The 22,362-nt window shown below is 68.3% G+C and carries 22 protein-coding genes and 1 tRNA gene; 11 read left to right on the top strand and 12 right to left on the bottom strand.

Annotated features, from left to right (window positions below; all coding sequences use genetic code 11):
* Nucleotides 1–3: 3 nt before the first annotated feature.
* Both EV138_RS21945 and EV138_RS21940 read right to left on the bottom strand, forming a co-directional pair.
* Entirely contained in the window at nucleotides 4–738 is a 735-nt protein-coding gene (locus tag EV138_RS21945; RefSeq protein WP_133980701.1) for an IclR family transcriptional regulator, read from the bottom strand.
* Nucleotides 735–1,754, bottom strand: coding sequence for a sugar kinase (locus EV138_RS21940; protein ID WP_133980700.1), 1,020 nt, complete (start codon nucleotides 1,752–1,754; stop codon nucleotides 735–737). Before EV138_RS21940 ends, EV138_RS21945 begins: the two co-directional genes overlap by 4 nt.
* Nucleotides 1,755–1,883: 129 nt before the next feature.
* Here EV138_RS21940 and EV138_RS21935 point away from each other — a divergent pair, with 129 nt between their 5' ends.
* The 4 genes from EV138_RS21935 to EV138_RS21920 all read left to right on the top strand — a co-directional run bounded on the left by EV138_RS21935 (nucleotide 1,884) and on the right by EV138_RS21920 (nucleotide 6,905).
* Nucleotides 1,884–3,194, top strand: coding sequence for a type III PLP-dependent enzyme domain-containing protein (locus tag EV138_RS21935; RefSeq protein WP_133980699.1), 1,311 nt, complete (start codon nucleotides 1,884–1,886; stop codon nucleotides 3,192–3,194).
* Nucleotides 3,194–4,795 carry an N-acyl-D-amino-acid deacylase family protein gene (locus EV138_RS21930; protein ID WP_133980698.1) on the top strand — a complete coding sequence of 534 codons (1,602 nt, stop codon included), beginning with the start codon at nucleotides 3,194–3,196 and terminating at the stop codon, nucleotides 4,793–4,795. Before EV138_RS21935 ends, EV138_RS21930 begins: the two co-directional genes overlap by 1 nt.
* Nucleotides 4,795–5,427 (top strand): bifunctional 4-hydroxy-2-oxoglutarate aldolase/2-dehydro-3-deoxy-phosphogluconate aldolase, encoded by a 633-nt coding sequence (locus EV138_RS21925; RefSeq protein WP_133980697.1) that lies wholly within the window; start codon nucleotides 4,795–4,797, stop codon nucleotides 5,425–5,427. The genes EV138_RS21930 and EV138_RS21925 overlap by 1 nt, the downstream gene beginning before the upstream one ends.
* Nucleotides 5,428–5,504: 77 nt before the next feature.
* On the top strand, nucleotides 5,505–6,905 hold the full coding sequence (locus tag EV138_RS21920; RefSeq protein ID WP_133980696.1) for a GntP family permease: 1,401 nt from the start codon (nucleotides 5,505–5,507) through the stop codon (nucleotides 6,903–6,905).
* Nucleotides 6,906–6,910: 5 nt separating this feature from the next.
* On the opposite strand, the gene EV138_RS21915 is transcribed toward EV138_RS21920, so the two are convergent.
* From EV138_RS21915 to EV138_RS21905, 3 genes are read right to left on the bottom strand one after another with little or no spacing between them, the layout of a single operon-like run.
* Nucleotides 6,911–7,618: a DUF4097 family beta strand repeat-containing protein gene (locus EV138_RS21915; protein ID WP_133980695.1), complete on the bottom strand. Its 708-nt coding sequence runs from the start codon at nucleotides 7,616–7,618 to the stop codon at nucleotides 6,911–6,913.
* A complete protein-coding gene (locus tag EV138_RS21910) occupies nucleotides 7,618–8,262 on the bottom strand; it encodes a response regulator transcription factor (RefSeq protein WP_133980694.1) in 645 nt (214 codons plus the stop codon). The genes EV138_RS21915 and EV138_RS21910 overlap by 1 nt, the downstream gene beginning before the upstream one ends.
* A complete protein-coding gene (locus EV138_RS21905) occupies nucleotides 8,253–9,533 on the bottom strand; it encodes a sensor histidine kinase (RefSeq protein WP_133980693.1) in 1,281 nt (426 codons plus the stop codon). The genes EV138_RS21910 and EV138_RS21905 overlap by 10 nt, the downstream gene beginning before the upstream one ends.
* A 189-nt stretch (nucleotides 9,534–9,722) precedes the next feature.
* Between EV138_RS21905 and EV138_RS21900 the strand changes: the two genes are divergently transcribed.
* The 3 genes from EV138_RS21900 (at nucleotide 9,723) to EV138_RS21890 (ending at nucleotide 12,052) form a co-directional block, all read left to right on the top strand.
* Nucleotides 9,723–10,265, top strand: a complete 543-nt coding sequence (locus tag EV138_RS21900) for a hypothetical protein (protein ID WP_202866792.1) — start codon at nucleotides 9,723–9,725, stop codon at nucleotides 10,263–10,265.
* 142 nt (nucleotides 10,266–10,407) lie between these two features.
* Nucleotides 10,408–10,767 (top strand): YciI family protein, encoded by a 360-nt coding sequence (locus EV138_RS21895; RefSeq protein ID WP_133980692.1) that lies wholly within the window; start codon nucleotides 10,408–10,410, stop codon nucleotides 10,765–10,767.
* Between the two features lies 1 nt (nucleotide 10,768).
* Entirely contained in the window at nucleotides 10,769–12,052 is a 1,284-nt protein-coding gene (locus EV138_RS21890; protein WP_133980691.1) for an RNA polymerase sigma factor, read from the top strand.
* Nucleotides 12,053–12,070: 18 nt separating this feature from the next.
* On the opposite strand, the gene srmL is transcribed toward EV138_RS21890, so the two are convergent.
* Entirely contained in the window at nucleotides 12,071–13,192 is a 1,122-nt protein-coding gene (gene srmL, locus EV138_RS21885; protein WP_133980690.1) for a PheS-related mystery ligase SrmL, read from the bottom strand.
* Nucleotides 13,193–13,436: 244 nt separating this feature from the next.
* Here srmL and EV138_RS21880 point away from each other — a divergent pair, with 244 nt between their 5' ends.
* The gene (locus tag EV138_RS21880; protein ID WP_133980689.1) at nucleotides 13,437–14,462 is read left to right on the top strand and encodes an alpha-hydroxy acid oxidase; all 1,026 of its coding nucleotides are present in this window, start codon (nucleotides 13,437–13,439) and stop codon (nucleotides 14,460–14,462) included.
* Nucleotides 14,463–14,850: 388 nt separating this feature from the next.
* Here EV138_RS21880 and rplA read toward each other — a convergent pair whose 3' ends face one another.
* The 5 genes from rplA to EV138_RS21855 form a co-directional block, all read right to left on the bottom strand.
* Entirely contained in the window at nucleotides 14,851–15,573 is a 723-nt protein-coding gene (gene rplA, locus EV138_RS21875) for a 50S ribosomal protein L1 (protein ID WP_112243305.1), read from the bottom strand.
* Nucleotides 15,574–15,667: 94 nt separating this feature from the next.
* On the bottom strand, nucleotides 15,668–16,099 hold the full coding sequence (gene rplK / locus EV138_RS21870; protein ID WP_112243308.1) for a 50S ribosomal protein L11: 432 nt from the start codon (nucleotides 16,097–16,099) through the stop codon (nucleotides 15,668–15,670).
* Nucleotides 16,100–16,111: 12 nt separating this feature from the next.
* Entirely contained in the window at nucleotides 16,112–17,236 is a 1,125-nt protein-coding gene (nusG, locus tag EV138_RS21865) for a transcription termination/antitermination protein NusG (protein ID WP_202866791.1), read from the bottom strand.
* 47 nt (nucleotides 17,237–17,283) lie between these two features.
* Nucleotides 17,284–17,526 (bottom strand): preprotein translocase subunit SecE, encoded by a 243-nt coding sequence (gene secE, locus EV138_RS21860; protein WP_112243312.1) that lies wholly within the window; start codon nucleotides 17,524–17,526, stop codon nucleotides 17,284–17,286.
* A gap of 56 nt (nucleotides 17,527–17,582) precedes the next feature.
* Nucleotides 17,583–17,655, bottom strand: a tRNA-Trp gene (locus tag EV138_RS21855).
* Between the two features lie 354 nt (nucleotides 17,656–18,009).
* Between EV138_RS21855 and EV138_RS21850 the strand changes: the two genes are divergently transcribed.
* The 3 genes from EV138_RS21850 to EV138_RS21840 all read left to right on the top strand — a co-directional run bounded on the left by EV138_RS21850 (nucleotide 18,010) and on the right by EV138_RS21840 (nucleotide 21,774).
* Complete coding sequence (locus EV138_RS21850) at nucleotides 18,010–19,203, top strand: pyridoxal phosphate-dependent aminotransferase (protein ID WP_202866790.1); 1,194 nt, start codon at nucleotides 18,010–18,012, stop codon at nucleotides 19,201–19,203.
* A 75-nt stretch (nucleotides 19,204–19,278) separates the two neighbouring features.
* Nucleotides 19,279–20,319 carry an adenosine deaminase gene (locus EV138_RS21845; RefSeq protein WP_133980687.1) on the top strand — a complete coding sequence of 347 codons (1,041 nt, stop codon included), beginning with the start codon at nucleotides 19,279–19,281 and terminating at the stop codon, nucleotides 20,317–20,319.
* 87 nt (nucleotides 20,320–20,406) lie between these two features.
* Nucleotides 20,407–21,774 (top strand): TrpB-like pyridoxal phosphate-dependent enzyme, encoded by a 1,368-nt coding sequence (locus EV138_RS21840; protein ID WP_133980686.1) that lies wholly within the window; start codon nucleotides 20,407–20,409, stop codon nucleotides 21,772–21,774.
* Here the strand turns inward: EV138_RS21840 and EV138_RS21835 are convergent.
* Nucleotides 21,771–22,277 carry a hypothetical protein gene (locus EV138_RS21835; protein ID WP_133980685.1) on the bottom strand — a complete coding sequence of 169 codons (507 nt, stop codon included), beginning with the start codon at nucleotides 22,275–22,277 and terminating at the stop codon, nucleotides 21,771–21,773. The genes EV138_RS21840 and EV138_RS21835 overlap by 4 nt on opposite strands.
* Nucleotides 22,278–22,362 lie beyond the last annotated feature (85 nt).

Genomic DNA, 22,362 nt, shown 5'->3' with positions numbered 1-22,362 from the left:
TTGTCAGTTGTAGTCGGCGGCGATGGCGGCCGTCGTGGCGAGCAGGTCCGGCAACAGTTCCAGCACCTGCTCGTAGTTGAGCAGAACGTCCGGCACCGACACGGAGACCGCCCCGACCACCCGGCCGGACCGTTCCTTGATCGGTGCCCCGATGCAGTTGATGAACGACTCGTGTTCGGCGCGGTCGTGCGCCCAGCCTTGCGCCCGGACCAGGTCGAGTTCGTCGCGTAGCGCGTCCGGGTCGGTGATCGTGTTGGGGGTGAACTGCCTGTACTCGATGGTGGTCAGCAGAGCCTCCCGCTGCCGCTTCGGCTGAGCTGCCAGGAGCACCTTGCCGACCGCCGTACAGTGCAGTGCCGCTGGTACGCCGACCTGCGAGTACATCCGGACCGACTGCACGCTGTCGAGCTTGTCGATGTAGATGACCTGCCCGTTCTCGTACGCCGCCAGGTGCACCGTCTGCCCGGTCTTCTGGTTCAGCTGGCGCAGGTGAGGTGCGGCAACAGCCCGTACGACGTGTTGCTCGCGCGCCGTGTCGGCCAAGGAGAACAGGCGCGAGCCCAACCGATACCGGTGGGCCCGGTCACGGCGTACGAAGCGCTCGACCTCCATCGTCCGCAGCAGTCGCAGCACCGTCGTCTTGTGCACGTCCAGCTCGGTGGCCAGCTCGTCCAGCGAGCGGTCGCCTTCTCCGAGGCTCACCAGGATCTGCAGCGCTCTGGCCAGGCTCTGACTCATACGGCCCCTCCCACCAACGCCGGCGAACTGATGCCCGCAGCACCAACCTCAGTACGCGCCCAGTCCTCATCGGAACAGCGCAGCAAAGCATCCCGTACTACGGACTCCGGCGGCGCAGCGTGATCGTCCGGCACCGCAAGAACGGCCGCTGCGCTCAGGTGCCCCAGGCGAAGCCTCTGCTCCATCGGCAACCGCTGCAGCGTGCCGGCCAAGTACCCAGCAGCGAAGGCGTCCCCTGCTCCGACCGGCTCCACCACGTCGACAGTGAGCGCCGGAACCGTAGTGCTACGACCGCTCGGCTCCAGCGCGAGTGCTACGTGCGCATCGGACTTCACCACGAGCGTCGAGCGCGGACCGAGCAACTGCCGAAGCTCTGCGGGATCGCTGGTCCCTGCGAAGAGCATCGCCTCGTCCGCGCCGATCAGCACCACATCGGCAGCCCGCAGCAACCGCCAGAGCGGCGCGGGGTCCGTGTCGCGCCACAGCGCCGGACGCCAGTTCAGGTCGACGCTCAGCGTGAAACCGAGCGAATCCCGCAGTGCAGCCAGCCGGTCCAGCAACTCGGCCGCTGTCGTGGAGATGGCGGCGGTGATCCCAGTGGTGTGCACGAGCTCCGCACCGACCAGCCTGTTGCGCACTGCCGGTCGGTCGAGGAAGGTCGCATCCATTGCGGCGGCGGCCGAGCCGGAGCGGTAGTAGTGCATGCGGGTGCGGCCGCCGATGGTGTGCTTCACGTAGAGCCCAGTAGGCCGCACTGGGTCGTCCTCGACTCCACCGACCTCGACGCCGCGGGTCTGCAGGTCGCGCAGAACGTGACGACCGAAGCCGTCGACTCCGAGTCGCGAGACCCAGCCGGTCGGGACACCGAGCGCCGCCAGCCCGCCCGCGACGTTGCACTCGGCACCACCGACGGAGCGCCGGAACGTCTCGACATCCTCCAGCGGGGCACCGGTCTCGCCGGCGAGCATGATCATCGCCTCGCCGAGGCAGATCGCCCGAGGTACCACCTCGACCATCGGCAGTCCTCTCGGGCAGCTGTCGTTGACGGAAGTTCCATCGCGATGCTACAACCGATACGTCAGAATGCGCAACGATCGTTGCAACATGCGCAACATGGATTCTGCACTACCGATCAGAGGGAAGCCATGTCAGCTTCGTACGATGCCGCCGCCGTCGCAGCCCTGGCCGACAAGCCGGTGAGCTGGCGGGACAAAGCTCTGCCGCCGGCGTTCTGGGGCCGGACCGTCGCCGAAGTAGTGGCCGGCAAACCGCGGCTGTCCGACCTGCCGACTCCCCTGCTCACTCTGTCCGCGCCTGGCCTGCGGCACAACGTCGAGACGATGGCTCGCTGGTGCTCAGCGCACGGCGTCGAGATCGCGCCGCACGGCAAAACGACGATGTCCCCCGCACTCTGGGCCACCCAGCTCGAGGCCGGCGCCTGGGGTATGACGTTCGCCAACGCATTCCAGCTGAGCGTCGCTCGGGCCTTCGGGGTCAGCCGGGTGATGATCGCGAATGCCGTGATCTCCCCGCTGCAGTTGCGCTGGATCGCCGACGAGCTCGCCGCCGACGAAGCGTTCGAGGTGATGGTGTGGGCCGACTCGGTCCGCACCGTCGAGATCATGGAGGCGGCCCGGTCGGCGTACGTCGAAGCGGGCGCGCGCCGGCTCGACGTACTGGTCGAGGTCGGTGGCGTCGGCGGCCGTACAGGGGCACGAGGTGCGGAGACAGCGCTTGAAGTCGCCGCCGCCATCGAGGCTTCGCCAACCCTTCGGCTTGCCGGTGTCGCCGGATATGAGGGCGCGATCGCTCACGGCGCGGACGAGGCCGGGCTCGAACACGTCCGGGCGTACCTGCGCGACCTCGCCGCGGTCCACACCCGCCTGCAGGAGGAGGGCCGGTACGACGACGGCCTGGTGCCGGTGGTCAGCGCGGGCGGAAGCGCGTACTTCGAGCAGGTGGCCCAGGTGCTCAGCCCACTCACCTCGACCGGCGCCCGCGTGGTGATCCGCTCCGGCGCGTACATCGCGCACGACGACGGGTACTACCGCGAGATCTCCCCGCTCGGAGAAGCGCCCCGGACCGACGGCGAACGGCTCGTGCCGGCGATGCACGGCTGGATCCGGATCACCTCGCAACCCGAACCAGGGTTGGCGATCTTCGACGCCGGCAAGCGCGACCTGCCCTTCGACGAGAACCTGCCCGAGCCGCAGCTCCTTCGCCCGCGCCAGCCGGGCGACGCGGTCCGCCGGGTCGAGGGGATGACCGTCACCAAGATGAACGACCAGCACGGGTTCCTCACCTTCGGCGCGGACGCCGTGCAGATCGGCGACGAACTGCGAGTCGGCCTGTCCCACCCCTGTACGGCGTTCGACAAGTGGGGCCTGATCCCGGTCATCGACGACCCGGATGCCGACGACCCCGTCGTGGTCGACCTGATCCGCACCTTCTTCTGATGGCCGAGTTGCTGATCACCGGCGCGACGGTGTACGACGGCACCGGCGCCCCCGGGGTCCGCGCGGACGTCGCCATCGACGCCGGCCGGATCGTAGCCGTCGGCAACGACTTGCCCGCAGCGGCCCGGACGACGATCGACGCCGACGGGTTGGCCTTGTCGCCCGGCTTCATCGACATGCACGCGCACTCCGACCTGCAGATCCTCGCGAACCCGGACCATCTGGCCAAGGTTTCTCAGGGCGTCACCCTGGAGGTGCTCGGCCAGGACGGCCTGTCGTTCGCCCCGATCGACGATCCGACCCGGGCCGCAGTGCGCCGCCAGATCGCCGGCTGGAACGGCGAACCGGACGACTTCGACTTCTCCTGGTTCACGGTCGGCGGGTATCTGGACCGCCTCGACCAGGGGATCGCATGCAACGCGGCGTACCTGGTCCCGCAGGGCACCCTGCGGATGATGGTCGTCGGTACGGCGAACCGCCCGGCCACCCGCGTCGAGCTCGACGAGATGAAACGTCTCCTGGCTATCGGTCTGGAGGAGGGCGCCACCGGCATGAGCAGTGGCCTCACCTATACGCCGGGGATGTTCGCCGACACCGCCGAACTGGTGGAGCTCTGCCGCGTGGTCGCGTCGTACGGCGGCTACTACAGCCCGCACCAGCGCTCGTACGGCAAGGGAGCACTGGAGGCGTACGGCGAAATGATCGACGTCGCCCAAGAGGCCGGCTGCGCGCTGCATCTCACCCACGCGACGATGAACTTCGAGCCGAACCGGGGCCGCGGAGCCGACCTGCTCGCACTGATCGATGCGGGCCTGGCCGACGGCGTGGACATCACCACCGACACCTATCCCTACTTGCCGGGGGCAACCACTCTGGCCGCGATCCTGCCGAGCTGGACCGCCGAGGGCGGCCCGGACGCGCTGCTGGCGCGGCTCGCCGACCCGGCTGATCGGGAGCGGATCACCTTCGAGTTGGAGCAGGTCGGGACCGATGGGTGCCATGGCTGCGTGACCGACTGGAACACGATCGAGATCGGCGGGGTGAAGAACGAGACGCTGTCCGGTGCGGTCGGCAACACGATCGCCGAGATCGCGGCCGGGATCGGCAAGCCGCCGTCCTGGGTGTTCTTCGATCTGCTGATCAGGGACAACCTGGCGACCACGATCCTGCAGCACGTCGGCCACGAGGAGAACGTGCAGGCGATCATGCGGCATCCCACCCACACGGGTGGTTCGGACGGGATCCTGGTCGGCGGCAAACCGCATCCACGGGCCTGGGGGACGTTCCCGCGCTATCTCGCGTACTACGTCCGTGAGCTGGGTGTTCTCGAGCTGGCCGACTGCATTCACCACCTGACCGGGCGGCCGGCCCGGCGGTTACGGCTTGCCGATCGAGGACTGGTCCGGCCGGGGTACCACGCCGATCTGGTGCTCTTCGATCCGCTGGCTGTCCGCGACGCCGCGACCTTCGACAACCCGCGCCAGCAGGCCGAAGGGATTCCCTGGGTCCTGGTCAACGGTGTCCCCGTCATCGCCGGCGGACGGCGTACCGGCGAACTGCCCGGCCGCGCCATCCGTCGTACCCCTAGCGAAGGAAACTGATGAGCACTCTGGACCTGCTCCGCCAAGACCGCGTACTGAGCGTCGTCCGCGCGCCGGCGATCGACGATGCGCGCGACCTCTGCGAGGCTCTGGTTGCCGGCGGCATCCATGTGATCGAGCTGACCTTCACCACGCCGGACCTCCCCCGGCATCTGGAGCGGGCGGCGTCGACCGCGGCCGAGACCGGCGCGGTGGTGGGTGCCGGGACTGTGCAGACGGCTGCGCAGGCCAAGCAGGCGGTCGATTCGGGCGCCCAGTTCATCGTGACGCCGGGTCAAGGGCTTGAGGCCTCCGCGATCGCGGCGGCCGCGCACGCCGCGGGGATCCCGGTCGTCCTCGGTGCGTTCACGCCGTCCGAAGTGATGACGGCGCTGGCGCTGGGCTCGGACGCGGTCAAGATCTTCCCGGCGCACCAACTGGGACCGAAATATCTGAAAGACCTCGGCGGGCCGTTCCCCGGCGTACCGCTGGTTCCGTCCGGCGGGGTGAACGCCGGTAACGCCCGGCAGTTCCTCGATGCCGGCGCGCTCGCGGTCAGCGCCGGTACGGACGTCGTGTCCCCCGCCGACGTGGAGGCCGCCCGCTGGTCGGACATCACCGCAAAGGCCACGACCTTCTGCGCCGCCCTATAGCTCCCCGCGCTGCCTGTAGTTCCCCGCTGCCTCCTTGCTGACTTGCCCCCGCCCCTGCTAGCCCCTGGAGTGTCCCCATGTCCGGTGCCATCGACTGGCTGCACCACGACACGGCAGGCCTGTTGCTGCTGTGTCTGGTGGCCATCGCGCTGCTGTTGTTCCTGATCATCAAGATCAAGCTCGAACCGTTCATCTCGCTGCTCGCCACCGGCCTGTTCCTGGCGCTGGCGGCCGGCCTGAACGTCCGGCAGATCGTCGGTACGGCACTCAAGTCGAGTGATTCCGTGCTGGAGAAGGGCTTCGGCGGCATCCTCGGCCACATCGCCGTGATCATCGGCCTGGGCACCGTGCTCGGCGCCCTGCTGGAGCGGTCCGGCGGCGCGGACGTGCTCAGCCGCCGGCTGCTGCGGCTGTTCGGCCCGAAGGGTACGCCGGTCGCGATGGGTCTGGTCGGCCTGATCTTCGGCATCCCGGTCTTCTTCGACATCGGCATCTTCGTGCTCGCTCCACTCGTGTACGTCGCGGCGAAGCGTGGTGGCAAGTCGCTCGTGCTCTACGCGTTGCCGGTGCTCGCGGGTCTCTCGATGACGCACGCGTTCCTGCCGCCGCACCCCGGTCCGACGGCCGTCGCCGGGTTGCTGCATGTGGACATGGGCTGGCTGATCATCATCGGACTCGCCTGCGGGCTGCCCGCCTTCGCGGTGGCCGGCGTCCTCTGGCCGCTCTACATCGCCCCGCGCGTCCCGGTGTCTGTGCCGGACGAGTTCGTCATCGCCGAGAAGACGCAGGACGGTGCCGAGAAGCCGGAACCGTCGCTCGGCCTGGTACTCGCGGTGATCCTGCTGCCGCTGGTGCTGATCCTCGGCGCGACCTTCGGCACGCTGATCCTCGACCCGCACCGCGATCTGCTCAGTGTGCTGACCTTCCTCGGCAACCCGGCCGTCGCGCTGCTGCTCGCCGTCCTGCTGGCCTACTACCTGCTCGGCGTACGCCGTGGGATGACCAACGCCGAGTTCAGCGAACTGTCGAGCAACTCGCTGAAGCCGGTCGGCATGATCCTGCTGGTCGTCGGCGCGGGCGCGTTCTTCGGCGCGGTCATCTCGGCTACCGGCGTCGGTGCCGCGTTGGCCACGAGCTTGTCGAGCGCGGGGCTGCCGGTGCTGCTGCTGGCTTACGTGATCTCGTGCGGTCTGCGGATCGCGCAGGGCTCGGCGACCGTCGCCATCGTCACCACCGGCGGGATCGTCGGCCCGTTGCTCACCGCCGATGGTTACTCCCAGGCTCACCTGGCGCTGATCGCCGCCGCGATCTGCGCCGGCTCGATCATCCTCAGCCACGTGAACGACGGCGGTTTCTGGATCGTCGCGAAGTACTTCAACATGACGGTCAAGGAGACCCTGCTGACCTGGTCGGTCCTGGAAACCGTCCTGTCCCTGGTCGGTTTCGGAATGGCATCGTTGCTCTGGGCAATCATCTGACCACGTCAGCGGGAGTCGACGGTGATGCTGCCGTTGCTGCTGCGAAGGTGAAGCTGGTTGGGCGAACTCAGGTCGTTGTTCACGTTGAGCTCGGTGGAGCCGTAGTCAGCGGCGGCGTCGATCGCGTACGTCGCTGTCCGCGGCAGTAGCACCTGGATGGAACCGTTGCTGCTGGTCACCTCGACGTTGCTCGGCGCCCGGTCGAACCCGAGGTCCACTGAGCCGCTCTGCGCGCTGACCGAGACCGAGTCGCTGCCCAGCCGTGTCCCGTTCACCGACCCGTCGTCGACAGTGACGTGGACGGCGCCCGTCAGCTGACGCAGCTCGACCGACGTTCCTGACGCGCCGACGGACAGTCGGGTGGCGCTCGGCAACTCGACGGCCAGGGCCAGGCGGCAACCGGAGCCTTCGCAGTCCGCGCTGATCTCCAACCCGTGCGAGCCCGGCTCCGGCTTCCGTACGGCGATCGTCGGTGGCGCGCCCGTGTACGTCCCGCTCAGCGCGATGTGCACCTTGCCGTCGGCGCTGGGAGCGACTGCGGTCACCACGTTCGCCGTGATGGTCACCGCGTCGAGCGGCTGGTCGTAGGTTGTGGCGTAGTTGTAGTCGAGCTTGCCGCGGATCGTTGAGACCGTGACCGCGGCACCGCCGAGCACCAGGGCGAGCACCGGGATCAGGCCCAGTTGCAGCATTCTCCGCTGTGCCTTCCTCATCAGGACTCCAGGAACTTGAGCACGGCCAGGACCCTGCGGTGTTCGCCGTCGGCCGCAGCCAGGCCGAGCTTGGCGAAGATGTTGCTGATGTGCTTCTCGACCGCCCCTTCGCCGACCACCAGCTCTTTCGCGATGCCCGTGTTGGAGCGCCCTTCGGCCATCGCCCGCAATACGTCCTGCTCGCGTGGACTGAGCACCGCCAGCGGGTCGGCTCTGCGGGAGCGGACGAGCAGTTGCGAGATCACCTCCGGGTCGAGCGCGGCCCCACCCTCGGCGACCCGGCGCAGGCCCTCGATGAACTGGTCGACGTCCCCGACCCGGTCCTTGAGCAGGTAGCCCACCCCACCGGGGTTGTTGCCGATCAGCTCGCTCGCATACCGCTCTTCAACGTACTGCGAGAGCACGAGCACCCCGATCTGCGGCGACTGCTGCCGGATCACGAGCGCGGCGCGCAGCCCTTCGTCGGTGAAGCTCGGCGGCATCCGGACGTCGACCACGCAGACGTCGGGCTGGTACTCGTCCACGGCCTTGAGGAGTTGGTCGGCGTCGCCGACGGCGGCCACCACTTCGCACTCCTGCTCCTCGAGCAGGCGGACGATCCCCTCGCGCAGCAGCACCGAGTCCTCCGCGATCACTACCCGCATGGCACCTCCACCGTCACCACGGTCGGCCCGCCGATCGGGCTGACCACCGAGAAATCCCCGTCCACGCCGGAAACGCGATCGATCAGGCCTTGCAGGCCGGTGCCCCGATCCGGATCGGCGCCACCGCGGCCGTCGTCGGTCACCACCAGCCGAAGGCGGTCACCCACCCGGATGATCCGGATCGCGGCCCGAGCCGCCTGGGCATGTTTGGCGATGTTGGTGAGCGACTCGGTGACGACGAAGTACACGATCGACTCGATCGTCAGCGACGGCCTGACCGGGACGCGGATGTCGACGCGGACCGGGAAGGGCGCCCGAGCCGCCACCGCGGAGATGGCCGCATCCAGCCCTCGGTCGGTCAGCACCGGCGGATGCAGTCCGCGGGTGAGATCCCGCAGCTCGGTGATCGCCTGCATCGCCTCGGCATGCGCTTGTTCGATCAGCTCCAGCACGCCGGGGTTCGACTTGCCCAGCCGACTGCGGGCGCGGCCCAGCGTCATCGCCAGCGAGACCAGCCGTTGCTGGGCGCCGTCGTGCAGATCGCGTTCCATCCGGCGCCGCTCGGCCTCCACCGAGTTGACCACCTGTTGCCGGCTCTCGACCAGCTGATCGACCCGCTTGGCCAGTGCGCCGGTGGCCGAGGCGCCGAGCAGGTTGCGGACCAGGAGGCCGTCGACCGCGGACAGGCCGCGGATCAGCAGTGGTGACACGAAGAGCAGGAAGAGGAGCGCGAGCACGCCGACCACGCCGGCCTTGGTCAAGCTGTCGATCTCGAACGGTCCGAGCTGCGACCGTTCAGCCGCCCAGCCCGAGTAGTAGAACGGCAACGCGATCAGCACCGGCGGCACGGACCAGGCCAGCACGATCGCCGGGATGCCGGCACACGCCATGCCGAACAGGAGGACGAAGTAGCCGAACTGCCGCCACAAAACACGGTCGGTCAGAGCGATCCAGCAATCCTGAACAGCCGATGCCGAACGAGCCGGTGGGAACACCGGAGGGATCACCTGGTTGCGGGTGATCCTTGCCCGGCTGCGTTCCCAGCTGCCGGCGTGGTACACGACCCTGGTCGCGCTGACCGTCAGCCGAATGCCGAAGTAGGCCAGGGGCAGTGCGAGCACAGCCACGACCAGCGTCACCAGGACCAGCAGACCTACGACCAGGACGACGACGGCGTCGCCGAGCAGGTGAACAGTGGCGAGCCACAGGTACGGCGAACGCCAGAGCCGCCAGGGTGCGCGAGGAACAGGACTCACGGCGCTGGTCGCCATCGCTCGGCACCTCCTTGTCTGGTGGCCGCCGTCGGATCGGGCTGGCGTGTGGCCGCAGGCAACAATTTACTGGTCCGTGCGGTGCGGCGGGATGAGGGAAACCACCGATTCGACCGGGGGTTATCCCCCCGTCGCCTTCGTGGGCTGGCCGCACTGTGCCGGGCACCGATCTTCGGAAGTCTCGTAGCCATGACGACCACCGCGCTTTCCCGCCCCGACCGTCTGCTCCGCAAGGACGGCGCACTGTCCGGCACACTGCCGGGCCCGCTCGGCGACGCGATCGACGACCGGGTGGCCGAGGCCTTGGACGACTACCTGGCCGAGGGCCGGCTCGACGGACGGATCCGCCCGCGCCGCTCACCCGGCGGCCTCGCCGCTCTGGTGGCCGCCGGAGTCGCCGCGGTACTGCTGCCCTGGTGTCTGATCCTCGCGGCCACGCTGCCGTCGACGTACCAGGCCGACCACTGGAAGCTCACCTGGATCGGCCTCGACTGCGGCACCGCGGTGGCTGCCGGCCTCACGGCGTACCTGCTGCGCAAGCAGGACGCTCGAGCCGCCCTGACCGCCGTCGCGACCGGCACGCTCCTGCTCGCCGACGCCTGGTTCGACGTGAGCACCTCGGCGGCCGGTGCCGATCACGCCCTCTCCCTGGCCGAGGCCGTTCTGCTCGAGGTTCCGCTGGCGATCTGCGCCTTCGTCGTCGCCGGGCGCGCCTTGCGACCGCAGACCTAGGCTGTTCCGCGCCGTGTTCGGCGGATCCCGGGTCCACTACGGCAGGATCTGATCAGCACGAATGTTGCCGGCGGTTGTCGATTCCGGTTCGGCCGTTCGACAGAGGAGTAGAACGACAGCCGATCGATGAAGGAGAGACACCATGGCTCAGTACGCGATCTTGATCTACGCGAACGACTCCGCGCACGCTCTGGACGCCACCGCCGAAGACCTCAAGACCCATGACACGCACGCCGACGAGCTGACGGAGACCGGCGCCATGGTGGCCGCGTTCGCCCTGACGCCTCGGGAGATGGCGACGTCGATCCGGGGCGATGTCGTCACGGACGGACCGTTCGTGGAGGCCAAGGAGGTCGTGGCGGGCTTCTATGTGATCGAAGCCCCCGACCTGGACGCCGCCCTGGAGATCGCTCGCCGCAACCCTGCCACGCAGCAGGGCGGTGGGGTGGAGGTGCGTCCCGTCCACAGTGGCGGCGTGGTGGCCCAGCCGGCCGAGGAATGAGATGACGACTCCGGGCGAGGTCGAGTCAGCTGTCGCGGACGCCCATCGTCGCGGCTGGGGCCTGGTGCTGGCCGCGACCGCGCGGGTGACGCGGGATCTGGATCTCGCCGAGGAGTGCGTGCAGGAGGCCTATGCGGCGGCGTTGGTGGGATGGCCGCGCGACGGTGTCCCCAGGCAGCCGATCGCCTGGCTGACCACGACGGCCAAGCGCCGTGCGATGGACGGGGTACGGCGGGAGCGGGTGCTGCGCTCGAAGCTGCCGCTCCTGCTGGAGCCCGACGAGGTTGCCGACGACGAACCGGTCGGACCAGTCGGACCGGCCGGATCGGTCGAGGAGGAAGCCGTGGACGTCGTACCGGACGAGCGGCTCAGGCTGATCTTCCTGTGCTGCCACCCGGCCCTGGCCGAAGACGCGCAACTGGCGCTCACCCTGCGACTCGTGTGCGGAGTGTCCACCAGCGACATCGCCCGGATGTTCCTGGTCTCGGAGTCGACGATGGCCGCCCGGATGACGCGGGCGAAGAAGAAGATCTCGACCGCCCGGATCCCGTACCGCGTCCCGGCCGCCGCCGAGCTGCCGGATCGGCTGCGCAGCGTGCTCGCCGTGATCCACCTGCTGTTCACCACCGGGCACACTGCCCCATCAGGCGATTCGCTGCTGCGTACCGACCTGGTCGAGCAGGCGCTGCGCCTGGCGCGAATGCTGCGCGAGCTGATGCCCGACGAGCGGGAGGTGCGCGGTCTGCTCGCACTGCTGCTGGTCACCGACGCGCGCCGCGCCACGCGGGTCGATGCCGCGGGACGGTTGCTGCGACTGGAGGAACAGGATCGATCCCGGTGGGACCGTTCAGCAATCGCCGAAGCACACGAACTGATCGTCACCGGTCTTCGCGGCGGCCGACCGGGCCGCTACATCCTGCAGGCAGCGATCGCGTCCCTGTATGCCGAGGCGCCGGCCTACGACCAGACCGACTGGCCGCAGATCGTCACCCTCTACGACGAACTGCTGACGGTCTGGCCGTCACCGGTGGTCGCGTTGAACCGCGTCGTCGCAGTCTCGATGGTCGCCGGCCCGGCTCAGGCGCTGGACGAGCTCGAGGAACTGGAAAAGGACGGCCGGCTCGACCGGTACCAGTACTTGCCGGCCATCAAAGCGGACCTGCTCGAGCGTTCAGGTCGCCGCGACGAGGCCGCGACCGCCTACCGCCGAGCTCTCGAACTGACCGGCAACGAAGCCGAACGGGCCTTCCTGACCGAGCGCCTAGCCCAACTCGGTCAGGAGTAGCCCGTCGGTTCGGCTCGCTCAGCTGACGATCAACTCCAGGACCGGCCCTTCGTGCAAGGCGGAGTACACCTTGTCGCGAAGGACATTGGCCTCGTAGTCGGTCAAGGTCCGGTCGAGGGATCTGAGGATGAGCCTGAGCAGCACGTTGCGTTGACCCGGGCGAAGCCGGAGCCGGTTCCGCGCCGCCTCCGGCAGGTCGGCGTACGACGTTTCGCCCAGTACCTCGACGGATTCCGCGGCCTCCGCGTCAGCACCCAAAGCCTGCCGAACGCGGTCACCCAGCACCTCGTCCGACAGATCTGCCGACTCACCGACCACGAGCGACAGGTCTCGCCGGATCGGTGGCATCGACGAGACCGGCTTGTACGGCGTGAGGTCGAGCATCTGCCCGGCGACTCGTGGATCTGTTGCCCGAAGCAACCGAATGTCCGGGATGCCCTTGCGCAGCATGAGCAATCGGTCCAGACCAGGCCCCATCGCCAGGCCGGTCCAGCGATCGTCGAGCCCGGCGCGCCGCAGTACGGCGGGTGCCGCGACGCCGCATTCGCCGATCTCGATCCACTGGTCGTCGAGCAGTACGTCGATCTGCCGGCCGTGAATCGTGTACGGATGCACGGCCGGAACCGTGCGATACGTCTGGCCCGGCAACACGGTCTCGACGAGGCGAGCGATCATGTCCTCCAACTCGGCCTCTCCAAGAGTGACGTTGCGGCTGAGCCGCCACAGGTCGAGCTGATGCGGCGTACCGGTGTGCTGCCAGTCGACGGAGTCGCGGCGATAGCAGATGCCCGCGCAGACCATCAGTACGTCGGACGCTTCGGAGCCGGCCAGCTCGCGTAGCGCCGGCGGGATCATGGCGGACGTGTGGCTCCGCAGTACCTGACCCGGCGAGGCGTATCGGGTGTAGCGCTCCTCCCGAGTCACCGCGTCGGCGGCGTACCCGAGATTGTCGTAGTTGTCGGCGAGCGAGACCACGGGATGGTCCCGCCTGGTCCAGATCTCGGTGTACGGCCAGGCCTGGCTGAGCGCGGTACGGATCGAGTCGACGATCAACTGGATCGCGTGCGGGCCCTGGGCCGGGTCGGCAAGGTCGCGCAGAGACAGAGCAGTGTGCAGTTCTTCAATGGTCAGGACAGACATGAGGTTTCACTCCAGGGTGAGCAGCGGGTTCGGAGGAGAAGACACCCCGACCGGCCGCGGTCACCTCAGGAGAGAGCGCAGCAGCGACTCACCCCGTCGGCACCGCAGTGCCGGCCGGGGCGCAGAAATCGCTGCCCGTGCTGCTTCACGTCATCCACTGTACCTGGCCGGGTCCAGTGCGGGTCCGTGCATATCGGCCGAATTCGCGCGCGGTGGCCGACCGCTTGATGGCACGATCACTGCCATGCGATGGATCGACTCCCTGGAAGCGGCTGCTGCCGAGAAGCTCCCCGAACCTGTGCACCGGTACTTCCGGCAAGGCTCGGCCGCCGGAGTCAGCGCCGCGGAGGCCACTGCGGCCTGGGCGGCGTACCGGTTCCGGCCACACGTGCTGACCGACGTGTCCACTGTCGAGCTGCGGACCACCGTGCTCGGCACGCCGATCGACGTACCGGTGATGGTTGCTCCGACCACGCTCCAGCGACAGGCCGACCCGGACGGCGAGGCGGCGATGGCAGCCGGAGTCGCCGCGGCCAACTCGGTCCTTGGCATTTCCAGCAACGCCGGTACGACGTTCGCCGACATCGGTGCTGTCGGCGCACCCTGGTGGCTGCAGATCTACGTGGTGAAGAACCGCGACGTGACGCTCCGGATGCTCGACAAGGCGGTGGCGGCGGGCGCGCGAGCCGTAGTACTGACTGCCGATACACCGGTCGTCGGGCGGAAGGAGGACGAGGGGCCGACCGTTTGGGACGTGATCCCGGAGGGGCACTTGCTGGCGAACCTGGACGAGTACTCCGACGAGGATCTCGGCAAGGCGGACGACCTCACGCCGGATGTCATCGGCTGGCTCGCCGAACGCACCGGACTCCCGGTGGTCGTCAAGGGCGTACTCCGCGGCGACGACGCCAAGCGCTGCGCCGACGCGGGCGCCGCCGGCGTGATCGTGTCGAACCACGGCGGCCGCCAACTCGACGGTTCGATCTCCACCGCACGCGCTCTGCCGGAGGTGGCCGAGGCACTCAGCGGTTCCAGCACCGAACTGTACGTCGACGGCGGCATCCGGCGAGGCGAACACGTCCTCGCGGCGCTGTCCGTCGGCGCCCGTGCCGTCTTCGTCGGCCGACCTGCGCTGTGGGCCCTCACGGTCGGGGGCTCCGCGGGAGTAACCCGCCTGCTCGGCGACCTCGCCGACGAACTCGACCACGCGATGCGCCTGATCGGCGTACCAACTCTCGCTGGTCTTTCACCTGACCTGCTTGATCTCTGAGCACTCCGCCCGCTTCGCGCCTCCTCCGTCGGCGCTCTACCCACCCGCCCCGGTACGCCGCTCCTCGGTTGCGGCCGAGAGTCGGCGAGGTGTCCGGGTCGCAGAGCTGACTGGCTGGTGTGGCTACTCAGTGCGTGCACCTTCGCGGGCACTGCGCTAGTCGCTCAACCTGCCCACTCCGGTGGTCCGTCTCCGCTGAGGTTCTCGGCGACGGGCGCCACGTTGGCGAACTCTCAGCCTGCGGACGATCAGGTGATGCACGCGGACGCGGAGCACTCACATCCCGCGAAGGCGGTCTCCTCGCCGACGCAGGAGGTGCGAAGCGGGGTCGTAGTACGCGAAAGACCCCGGCCAACTGACCGGGGTCTTTCGGTTGGAGCGGTGAGGCTCAGGCCTCGGCCGGCTCCTCGAGCAGGTTGCGGGTGATGTTGGGGTCCACCTGGACGCCCGGACCCATCGTGGTCGAGAAGACGGTCTTCTTGATGTAGCGGCCCTTGGAGCTGGAGGGCTTCAGCCGGAGAATCTCCTCCAGTGCGGCGCCGTAGTTCTCCACCAGCTGGGCCTCGTCGAAGGAGGCCTTGCCGATGATGAAGTGCAGGTTCGCGTGCCGGTCGACCCGGAACTCGATCTTGCCACCCTTGATCTCGTTGACAGCCTTCGTCACGTCGGGGGTGACGGTGCCGGTCTTCGGGTTCGGCATCAGACCACGCGGTCCGAGCACGCGACCGAGCCGGCCGACCTTGCCCATCAGGTCGGGGGTGGCGACGACGGCGTCGAAGTCGAGCCAGCCGTCGGTCACCTTCTTGATCATGTCGTCGTCGCCGACGAAGTCGGCGCCGGCGGCCTTGGCGGCCTCGGCCTTCTCACCGGTGGCGAAGACGAGGACCCGTGCCGTCTTGCCGGTGCCGTGCGGAAGGATGACGGTGCCGCGCACCATCTGGTCGGCCTTGCGGGGGTCGACCCCGAGGCGCATCGCGACGTCGACGGTGGAGTTCAGCTTCTTGCCGGCCGCCGCTTCCTTGGCCAGCTTGACGGCCTCCAGCGGCGTGTACAGCTTGTCGAAGTCGATCTTCTCCGCGATGGCGCGGTAGCTCTTGCTGCGCTGAGTCATGTTTGTTCCTCTCTGGGATGTGGTGTCACGGGCGGCGCTTCGCCCTGCCACAACTGCTGTTGCGTACTACGTTCCGTCGGCCGGGGCCGTCGGGTCACTTCTCGACGACGACACCCATCGACCGCGCGGTGCCTTCGATGATCTTCATCGCGGCATCGATGTCGCGGGCGTTCAGGTCCGGCATCTTGGTGGTGGCGATCTCGCGGACCTGGTCAGCGGTGATCTTGCCGACCTTGTCCTTCTGCGGGACGGCCGAACCCTTCTGCAGGCCCGCGGCCTTCTTGATCATCTCCGGCGCCGGCGGCGTCTTGGTGATGAACGTGAAGGAGCGGTCTTCGTAGATGGTGATCTCGACCGGCACGACGTTGCCACGCATGGATTCCGTCTGGGCGTTGTACGCCTTGCAGAACTCCATGATGTTGACGCCGTGCGGACCGAGCGCGGTACCGACCGGCGGGGCCGGCGTCGCGGCACCGGCCTGGAGCTGCACCTTCACGAGGGCAGCGATCTTCTTCTTGGGAGGCATTCTCTCGGGTCCTTAGACTTTCTGGATCTGGCTGAAGCTGAGTTCCACCGGGGTCTCCCGGCCGAAGATCTCCACCAGCGCCTTGATCCGCTGGGCGTCGGCATTGATCTCCGTGATCGTGGCGTGCAGGGTCGCGAACGGCCCGTCGACCACCATGACCGAGTCACCGACGCCGAAGTCGGCGACCTCGACCTTCTTCTTGGCCGCGGTCTTGGTGGGTGCGGCGCCGGTTTCGGCTGCCGCCGCCTCGGCCGCCGCCACGACGGCCGGAGCGAGCATCTTCTCGACCTCTTCGAGGCTGAGCGGGACGGGCTTCTGGCTGTTCCCGACGAAGCCGGTGACCGACGGCGTGTGCCGCACGGTCGACCAGGACTCGTCCGTCAGGTCCATCCGGACCAGCACGTACCCGGGGAGCACGGTGCGCTTCACCATCCGGCGCTGCCCGTTCTTGATCTCGGCGACCTCTTCGGTCGGCACGATGATCTCGAAGATGTAGTCCTCCATGTTCAGGGAGTTGATCCGGTTCTCCAGGTTGCCCTTGACCCGGTTCTCCATCCCTGAGTACGTGTGCACCACGTACCAGTCGCCGATCTGGGAGCGCAGCGTGTTGCGCAGCTCCTCCAGCGGGTCGACCGGCTCGGCCGGCTCCGCTTCCTCGGCTTCTTCGTCGTCGTCCTCGTCGGAGGTGTCTTCGCCGGACTCGTCGTCGCCGGCACTGGAGAAGACGACCGCGTCGGGCGCGGCGAGCTCCTCGTCGGTGTCGTCGAGCGTGGTCTCGGCGGTCTCCTCGGCCAGCTCGTCCGCGGCGTCGTCGACATCGGCGGCGGTGACGACCTCGTCGTCCTCCGCGTCGTCGGCTGCGTCGACCACCACGACCGGCTCGTCGTCGGAGTCGTCCTCGTCGGGCGTGCCCGCTTCGGCCTCGTCGTCGGCGGCGTACTCACTGTCCGCGTCGACCTCGACATCGTCCTCGTCGTCGTCGGCGATCTCGACGTCGAGATCGGCGAACAGGTCGTCGTCGTCCTCGTCGTCCAGGTCGAAGCCGAGGTCGACGCCGGAGTCAGCGGATACGTCGAACTCGTCCTCTACCTCGAGGACCTCGTCGTCACGCTGGTCGGGCACGTTGTACTCCGTCATCTGTGCATCGGGGGTGGGTCAGGCTGGTGCCGGCTGGCTCTGGTCGATCAGCCGAAGATCTTGAACATCGCCCAGCCGAAGACCAGGTCGAGCACCGACACGATCGCGATGACGAAAACCACGAAGGTCAGCACGACCATGAAGTAGGTGGACAGCTGCTTGCGGGTCGGCCAGACCACCTTGCGAAGCTCGGCGACGACCTGGCGATAGAAGCGCAGCAGCCGGTTGCCCGACTTGCTCTCCGCCGGCTTGCCGGCGCCGGACGGTGCCGGGGTGCGCGTCTCCGTCACGACCTACCTCTTTCGCTAGCGGCGTCCCTGGCCGGCCCTGCGCCGGTCAGGATTTGCAGGGCACGAGGGACTTGAACCCCCAACCTTCGGTTTTGGAGACCGATGCTCTGCCAGTTGAGCTAGTGCCCTCTGCAAATCTGGTACTGCTTCCCAGACGCCGCCGGACCTGATCCAGGGCATGCCGGATCAGGGCCATCAACGCCCGGACTAGAAGAGTGTACGGGGTCGGGGCCACCTGGTCGAACTGAGCCCAGGTGAGGCTCCGAGCGCCCGCCACGCCCCACTCCGGACGCCGTACCGCGGGCAGAACCATACCTTCTCCACCATCCGACAACGGCGCGGGGTGGGGATGAGTTCCGCACCACACCCGTCGGCCGGTACTCGTCGCGGTTGCCTGCCGGTCGCCGCCGCAGCGGTCCGGGGCTGTGCCAGTGGGCGATACCGAGGTGTGACGTACCTGGCAGCAGTGCCAGGATGGGCCGCATGGTCTCCCGTATTTCTGCACGGATCGGTGCAATCAGTGAATCGGCCACGCTCGCGGTGGACGCGAAGGCGAAGGCGCTCAAGGCCGCCGGCCGCCCGGTGATCGGCTTCGGCGCCGGCGAACCGGACTTCCCCACCCCGGACTACATCGTCGAGGCGGCCGTCGCGGCCGCCCGCGATCCGAAGAACCACCGCTACAGCCCGGCGGGTGGTCTGCCGGAGCTCAAGCAGGCCATCGTCGACAAGACGAAGCGGGATTCCGGCTACGAGATCGAGGCGAGCCAGGTGCTCGTCACCAACGGTGGCAAGCACGCGGTCTACAACACGTTCGCGACGCTGCTGGACCCGGGCGACGAGGTGCTGCTGCCGGCGCCGTACTGGACCACTTATCCCGAGACGATCCAGCTGGCCGGCGGCGTACCGGTCGAGGTGCTCGCCGACGAGACCCAGAACTACCTGGTCACCGTCGAGCAACTGGAAGCGGCCCGGACCGAGAAGACCAAGGCGCTGCTGTTCTGCTCGCCGTCGAACCCGACCGGCGCGGTGGACACCCCCGAGGCGATCGAGGCGATCGGCAGCTGGGCGCTGGAGCACGACATCTGGGTGATCACCGACGAGATCTACGAACACCTGACGTACGGCGACACGAAGTCGACCTCGCTGCCGGTCGTCGTACCGGAGCTGGCCGACCGGACCGTCGTACTGAACGGTGTCGCCAAGACGTACGCGATGACCGGCTGGCGGGTCGGCTGGATGATCGGCCCGAAGGACGTCATCAAGGCCGCCACCAACCTGCAGTCGCACCAGACGTCGAACGTCTGCAATGTCGCCCAGCGCGCCGCGATCGCCGCCCTGACCGGTGACCTCACCGCGGTCGACGAGATGAAGGTGGCGTTCGACCGGCGCCGCAAGTTGATGGTCTCGATGCTGAACGAGATTCCCGGCGTCGAGTGCCCCGAGCCGACCGGCGCGTTCTACGCCTACCCGTCGGTGAAGGGTGTGTTCGGCCGTGAGATCAACGGCCGTACGCCGACCAGCTCCACCGAACTGGCCGAGATCATCCTCGACGAGGCCGAGGTCGCCGTCGTACCGGGCGAGGCCTTCGGCGCCCCCGGCTACCTGCGCCTGTCGTACGCGCTCGGCGACGACGACCTGGTCGAAGGCGTCTCCCGCATCCAAAAGCTCCTCGGCTGACTGCGTCGGCCCGTCCGGCTCCCGGCCGGACGGGCCGATTTCTGTCTGAACACTGATCGTCGGTAACCTTCTGTGATGACGAGTCGGGACCTGCGGCTGCTGCCGAAGACCCACCTGCATCTGCACTTCTCCGGCTCCATGCGGCACCTGACCCTGGTCGAGCTGGCCGACAAGCACGGCGTCAGGCTGCCCGACGCGCTGCGCACCGACTGGCCGCCGGATCTGTCCGCCGCCGACGAGCGCGGCTGGTTCCGCTTCCAGCGCTTGTACGACATCGCCCGGTCCGTACTGCGAACCGAGGACGACGTACGCCGCCTCGTCCGCGAGGCGGCCGAGGACGACCGGGCAGACGGCTCTCGCTGGCTCGAGATCCAAGTGGACCCGTCCGGGTACGCCGGCCGCTTCCACGGCATCACCGAGTTCACCGATCTGGTCCTGGACGCTGCGCGCGATGCCGCCGCCTCGACGGGGATCGGCGTGCAGGTGGTGATCGCGGCGAACCGGACCCGGCATCCCCTCGATGCGCGGACGCTGGCGCGCCTCGCGGCGCAGTACGTCGGCCGTGGAGTCGTCGGCTTCGGGCTGTCCAACGACGAGCGGCGTGGGACGACGTCGGAGTTCGGCGCGGCCTTCCGGATCGCGCGGAACGCGGGGCTCCTCGCAGTACCGCACGGTGGTGAGCTGTGCGGCCCGGCGACGGTGCGGACCTGCCTGGACGAGCTCGGCGCCGGCCGGATCGGCCACGGGGTGCGCACAGTCGAGAACCCTGATCTGCTGAAGCGCGTGGTCGACGCCGGGGTTGCGCTGGAGGTCTGCCCGGCCTCCAACGTTTCGCTGGGTGTCTATAAGCACGCCGAGGACGTGCCGCTGCGGCAGCTGTACGACGCCGGTGCGCGGATCGCGCTCGGAGCGGATGACCCGCTGCTGTTCGGTTCCCGGCTCGCAGAGCAATACGAGACGGCTCGGAATGTGCACGGCTTCAACGACACCGAGCTGGCTGAGCTGGCCCGAGGCTCGGTGCTCGCGTCGACCGCGCCGGCCGACGTACAGAAGGGCCTGCTCGCGGAGATCGACGAGTGGCTCGGTGTCGACCAGCCCGCGCCGGTGGCTTCCTAGCCAGTGCAGGCCGAGTGCTCGGCGGGTGCCTTACGAGGACACTGCGAGGGCATTGCGGCGGGCTGGGCGCGGGCCTAACTTTGCGGCATGACCCCGACGAAGATCCTGCTGCCCGAGGACGAGCTGCCGACCCGCTGGTACAACGTGCTGCACGATCTGCCGACGCCACCGCCGCCGGTGCTGCATCCCGGCACCGGACAGCCCGTCGGGCCGGACGATCTCGCGCCGCTGTTCCCGATGGACCTGATCATGCAAGAGGTGTCACAGGACCAGTACGTCGACATTCCTGGTGAGGTGCTCGACGTCTATCGCCTGTGGCGGCCGAGTCCGCTCTACCGGGCGCACCGGCTGGAGAAGGCGCTGGATACGCCCGCGCGGATCTATTACAAGTACGAAGGCGTGTCCCCGGCCGGCTCGCACAAGCCGAACACGGCGGTTCCGCAGGCGTACTACAACGCGAAGTCGGGCGTCACGAAGCTCACCACGGAGACGGGCGCCGGCCAATGGGGAACGGCGCTGGCGTTCGCGTGCGCGCAGTACGGGCTGGAGTGCGAGGTCTGGCAGGTGCGGGCGTCGTACGACCAGAAGCCGTACCGGCGCACGATGATGGAGGTGTTCGGGGCGACCGTGCACCCGAGCCCTTCGGACCTGACCGAGGCCGGACGCAAGATCCTCGCCGAGAACCCTGACTCCACCGGCTCCCTGGGGATCGCGATCAGTGAAGCGGTCGAGATGGCGGTGCAGGACCCGACAGTGCACTACGCGCTCGGCAGCGTGCTGAACCACGTCCTGTTGCACCAGACGATCATCGGCGAGGAGGCGCTGATCCAGCTCGCGATGGTCGGTGAGACACCGGACCTGCTGATCGGCTGCACCGGCGGCGGGTCGAACTTCGGCGGCCTGGCCTTCCCGTTCCTCCGGGAGAAATGGGCGGGCCGGATGGCGCCCGTCGTACGGGCTGTCGAGCCGACCGCGTGCCCGTCGCTCACCCAGGGGACGTACGCCTACGACTTCGGCGACACGCTCGGGATGACGCCGCTGATGAAGATGCACACGCTCGGGCACGATTTCGTGCCCGACCCGATCCATGCCGGCGGGTTGCGGTACCACGGGATGAGCCCGCTGATCAGCCATCTCTACGAGACCGGCGAGATCGAGGCGATCGCGAAGAACCAGTCCGACTGCTTCGCGGCCGGCGTCCTGTTCGCCCGGACCGAGGGGATCGTGCCGGCGCCGGAGCCGACGCACGCCCTCGCGGCCGCGATCGAGGAAGCCCAACGCTGCAAGGAATTCGGCGAGGAGAAGGTGATCCTGACCGCGCTGTGCGGACACGGGCACCTCGACCTGGCGGCGTACGACGCCTACCTGTCCGGCGCGATGACCGATCGCTCCTGGGACGACGCCGACCTCCAGGCATCGGTCGCCAGCGCGCTCGAAAAGCTCCCTGCCGTCTAGAACCGCTTCCACCAGGGCTTCTTGTACTTCGGTACTGCGGCCAGCCAGTCGGGCGGGATCTCCCAGCCCTTGGCGCTGATGCTGTCGAAGTACAAGGCCTTGAGGGAGTCGGGCAGCCAGTAAGTGGCTGTGGTTTGATCAGCGACCTCGAAGTAGGTGGTCCTCCGGCCCTTGCTCCACACCGTCGCCAGCCGCGAGCAATACGCGAGCCGCGTGTAATCCCAGCGCGCTTGCTCGTCGCGCAGGTCGTACTCGCGCTCCGGTACGGCGGAATACCACGCCCGCTTGGGCTCGGCCGCCGGCATCGCGTCGATCAACTCTCGAACGACCGACCGGTCGTCCGTCATCTCGTCCGGCAATTGGAGCCGCGACGGATCCAGCACCGCCGACCCGATCCGCGGCTGCGCCACCTCGAGAAACGTCTCCAGCAACGCGAACGCCTCTTCGGCCCGCTCGAACGAACCAAGCTCCGCACGCAGGGTGGTGACAGCTTCTTCGGGCACGCCTCACCCTAACGAGACCCTCAAGCAGGGCAGGAAATCGGGGCATCTCGGGGCATCTCGGGGCATCGTGGGGCAGGTCATCCAC

The organism is Kribbella voronezhensis (genome assembly GCF_004365175.1).
Taxonomy (GTDB): domain Bacteria; phylum Actinomycetota; class Actinomycetes; order Propionibacteriales; family Kribbellaceae; genus Kribbella; species Kribbella voronezhensis.
Note: the sequence above shows the minus strand (reverse complement) of the source record. Positions and strands in the feature narration are given on the sequence as shown.

Excerpts from the sequence above, each read along its gene's own strand:
- EV138_RS21945 (WP_133980701.1), bottom strand. The coding sequence starts at position 738 with ATGAGTCAGAGCCTGGCCAGAGCGCTGCAGATCCTGGTGAGCCTCGGA.
- EV138_RS21940 (WP_133980700.1), bottom strand. The coding sequence starts at position 1,754 with ATGGTCGAGGTGGTACCTCGGGCGATCTGCCTCGGCGAGGCGATGATC.
- EV138_RS21935 (WP_133980699.1), top strand. The coding sequence starts at position 1,884 with ATGTCAGCTTCGTACGATGCCGCCGCCGTCGCAGCCCTGGCCGACAAG.
- EV138_RS21930 (WP_133980698.1), top strand. The coding sequence starts at position 3,194 with ATGGCCGAGTTGCTGATCACCGGCGCGACGGTGTACGACGGCACCGGC.
- EV138_RS21925 (WP_133980697.1), top strand. The coding sequence starts at position 4,795 with ATGAGCACTCTGGACCTGCTCCGCCAAGACCGCGTACTGAGCGTCGTC.
- EV138_RS21920 (WP_133980696.1), top strand. The coding sequence starts at position 5,505 with ATGTCCGGTGCCATCGACTGGCTGCACCACGACACGGCAGGCCTGTTG.
- EV138_RS21915 (WP_133980695.1), bottom strand. The coding sequence starts at position 7,618 with ATGAGGAAGGCACAGCGGAGAATGCTGCAACTGGGCCTGATCCCGGTG.
- EV138_RS21910 (WP_133980694.1), bottom strand. The coding sequence starts at position 8,262 with ATGCGGGTAGTGATCGCGGAGGACTCGGTGCTGCTGCGCGAGGGGATC.
- EV138_RS21905 (WP_133980693.1), bottom strand. The coding sequence starts at position 9,533 with ATGGCGACCAGCGCCGTGAGTCCTGTTCCTCGCGCACCCTGGCGGCTC.
- EV138_RS21900 (WP_202866792.1), top strand. The coding sequence starts at position 9,723 with ATGACGACCACCGCGCTTTCCCGCCCCGACCGTCTGCTCCGCAAGGAC.
- EV138_RS21895 (WP_133980692.1), top strand. The coding sequence starts at position 10,408 with ATGGCTCAGTACGCGATCTTGATCTACGCGAACGACTCCGCGCACGCT.
- EV138_RS21890 (WP_133980691.1), top strand. The coding sequence starts at position 10,769 with ATGACGACTCCGGGCGAGGTCGAGTCAGCTGTCGCGGACGCCCATCGT.
- srmL (WP_133980690.1), bottom strand. The coding sequence starts at position 13,192 with ATGTCTGTCCTGACCATTGAAGAACTGCACACTGCTCTGTCTCTGCGC.
- EV138_RS21880 (WP_133980689.1), top strand. The coding sequence starts at position 13,437 with ATGCGATGGATCGACTCCCTGGAAGCGGCTGCTGCCGAGAAGCTCCCC.
- rplA (WP_112243305.1), bottom strand. The coding sequence starts at position 15,573 with ATGACTCAGCGCAGCAAGAGCTACCGCGCCATCGCGGAGAAGATCGAC.
- rplK (WP_112243308.1), bottom strand. The coding sequence starts at position 16,099 with ATGCCTCCCAAGAAGAAGATCGCTGCCCTCGTGAAGGTGCAGCTCCAG.
- nusG (WP_202866791.1), bottom strand. The coding sequence starts at position 17,236 with ATGACGGAGTACAACGTGCCCGACCAGCGTGACGACGAGGTCCTCGAG.
- EV138_RS21850 (WP_202866790.1), top strand. The coding sequence starts at position 18,010 with ATGGTCTCCCGTATTTCTGCACGGATCGGTGCAATCAGTGAATCGGCC.
- EV138_RS21845 (WP_133980687.1), top strand. The coding sequence starts at position 19,279 with ATGACGAGTCGGGACCTGCGGCTGCTGCCGAAGACCCACCTGCATCTG.
- EV138_RS21840 (WP_133980686.1), top strand. The coding sequence starts at position 20,407 with ATGACCCCGACGAAGATCCTGCTGCCCGAGGACGAGCTGCCGACCCGC.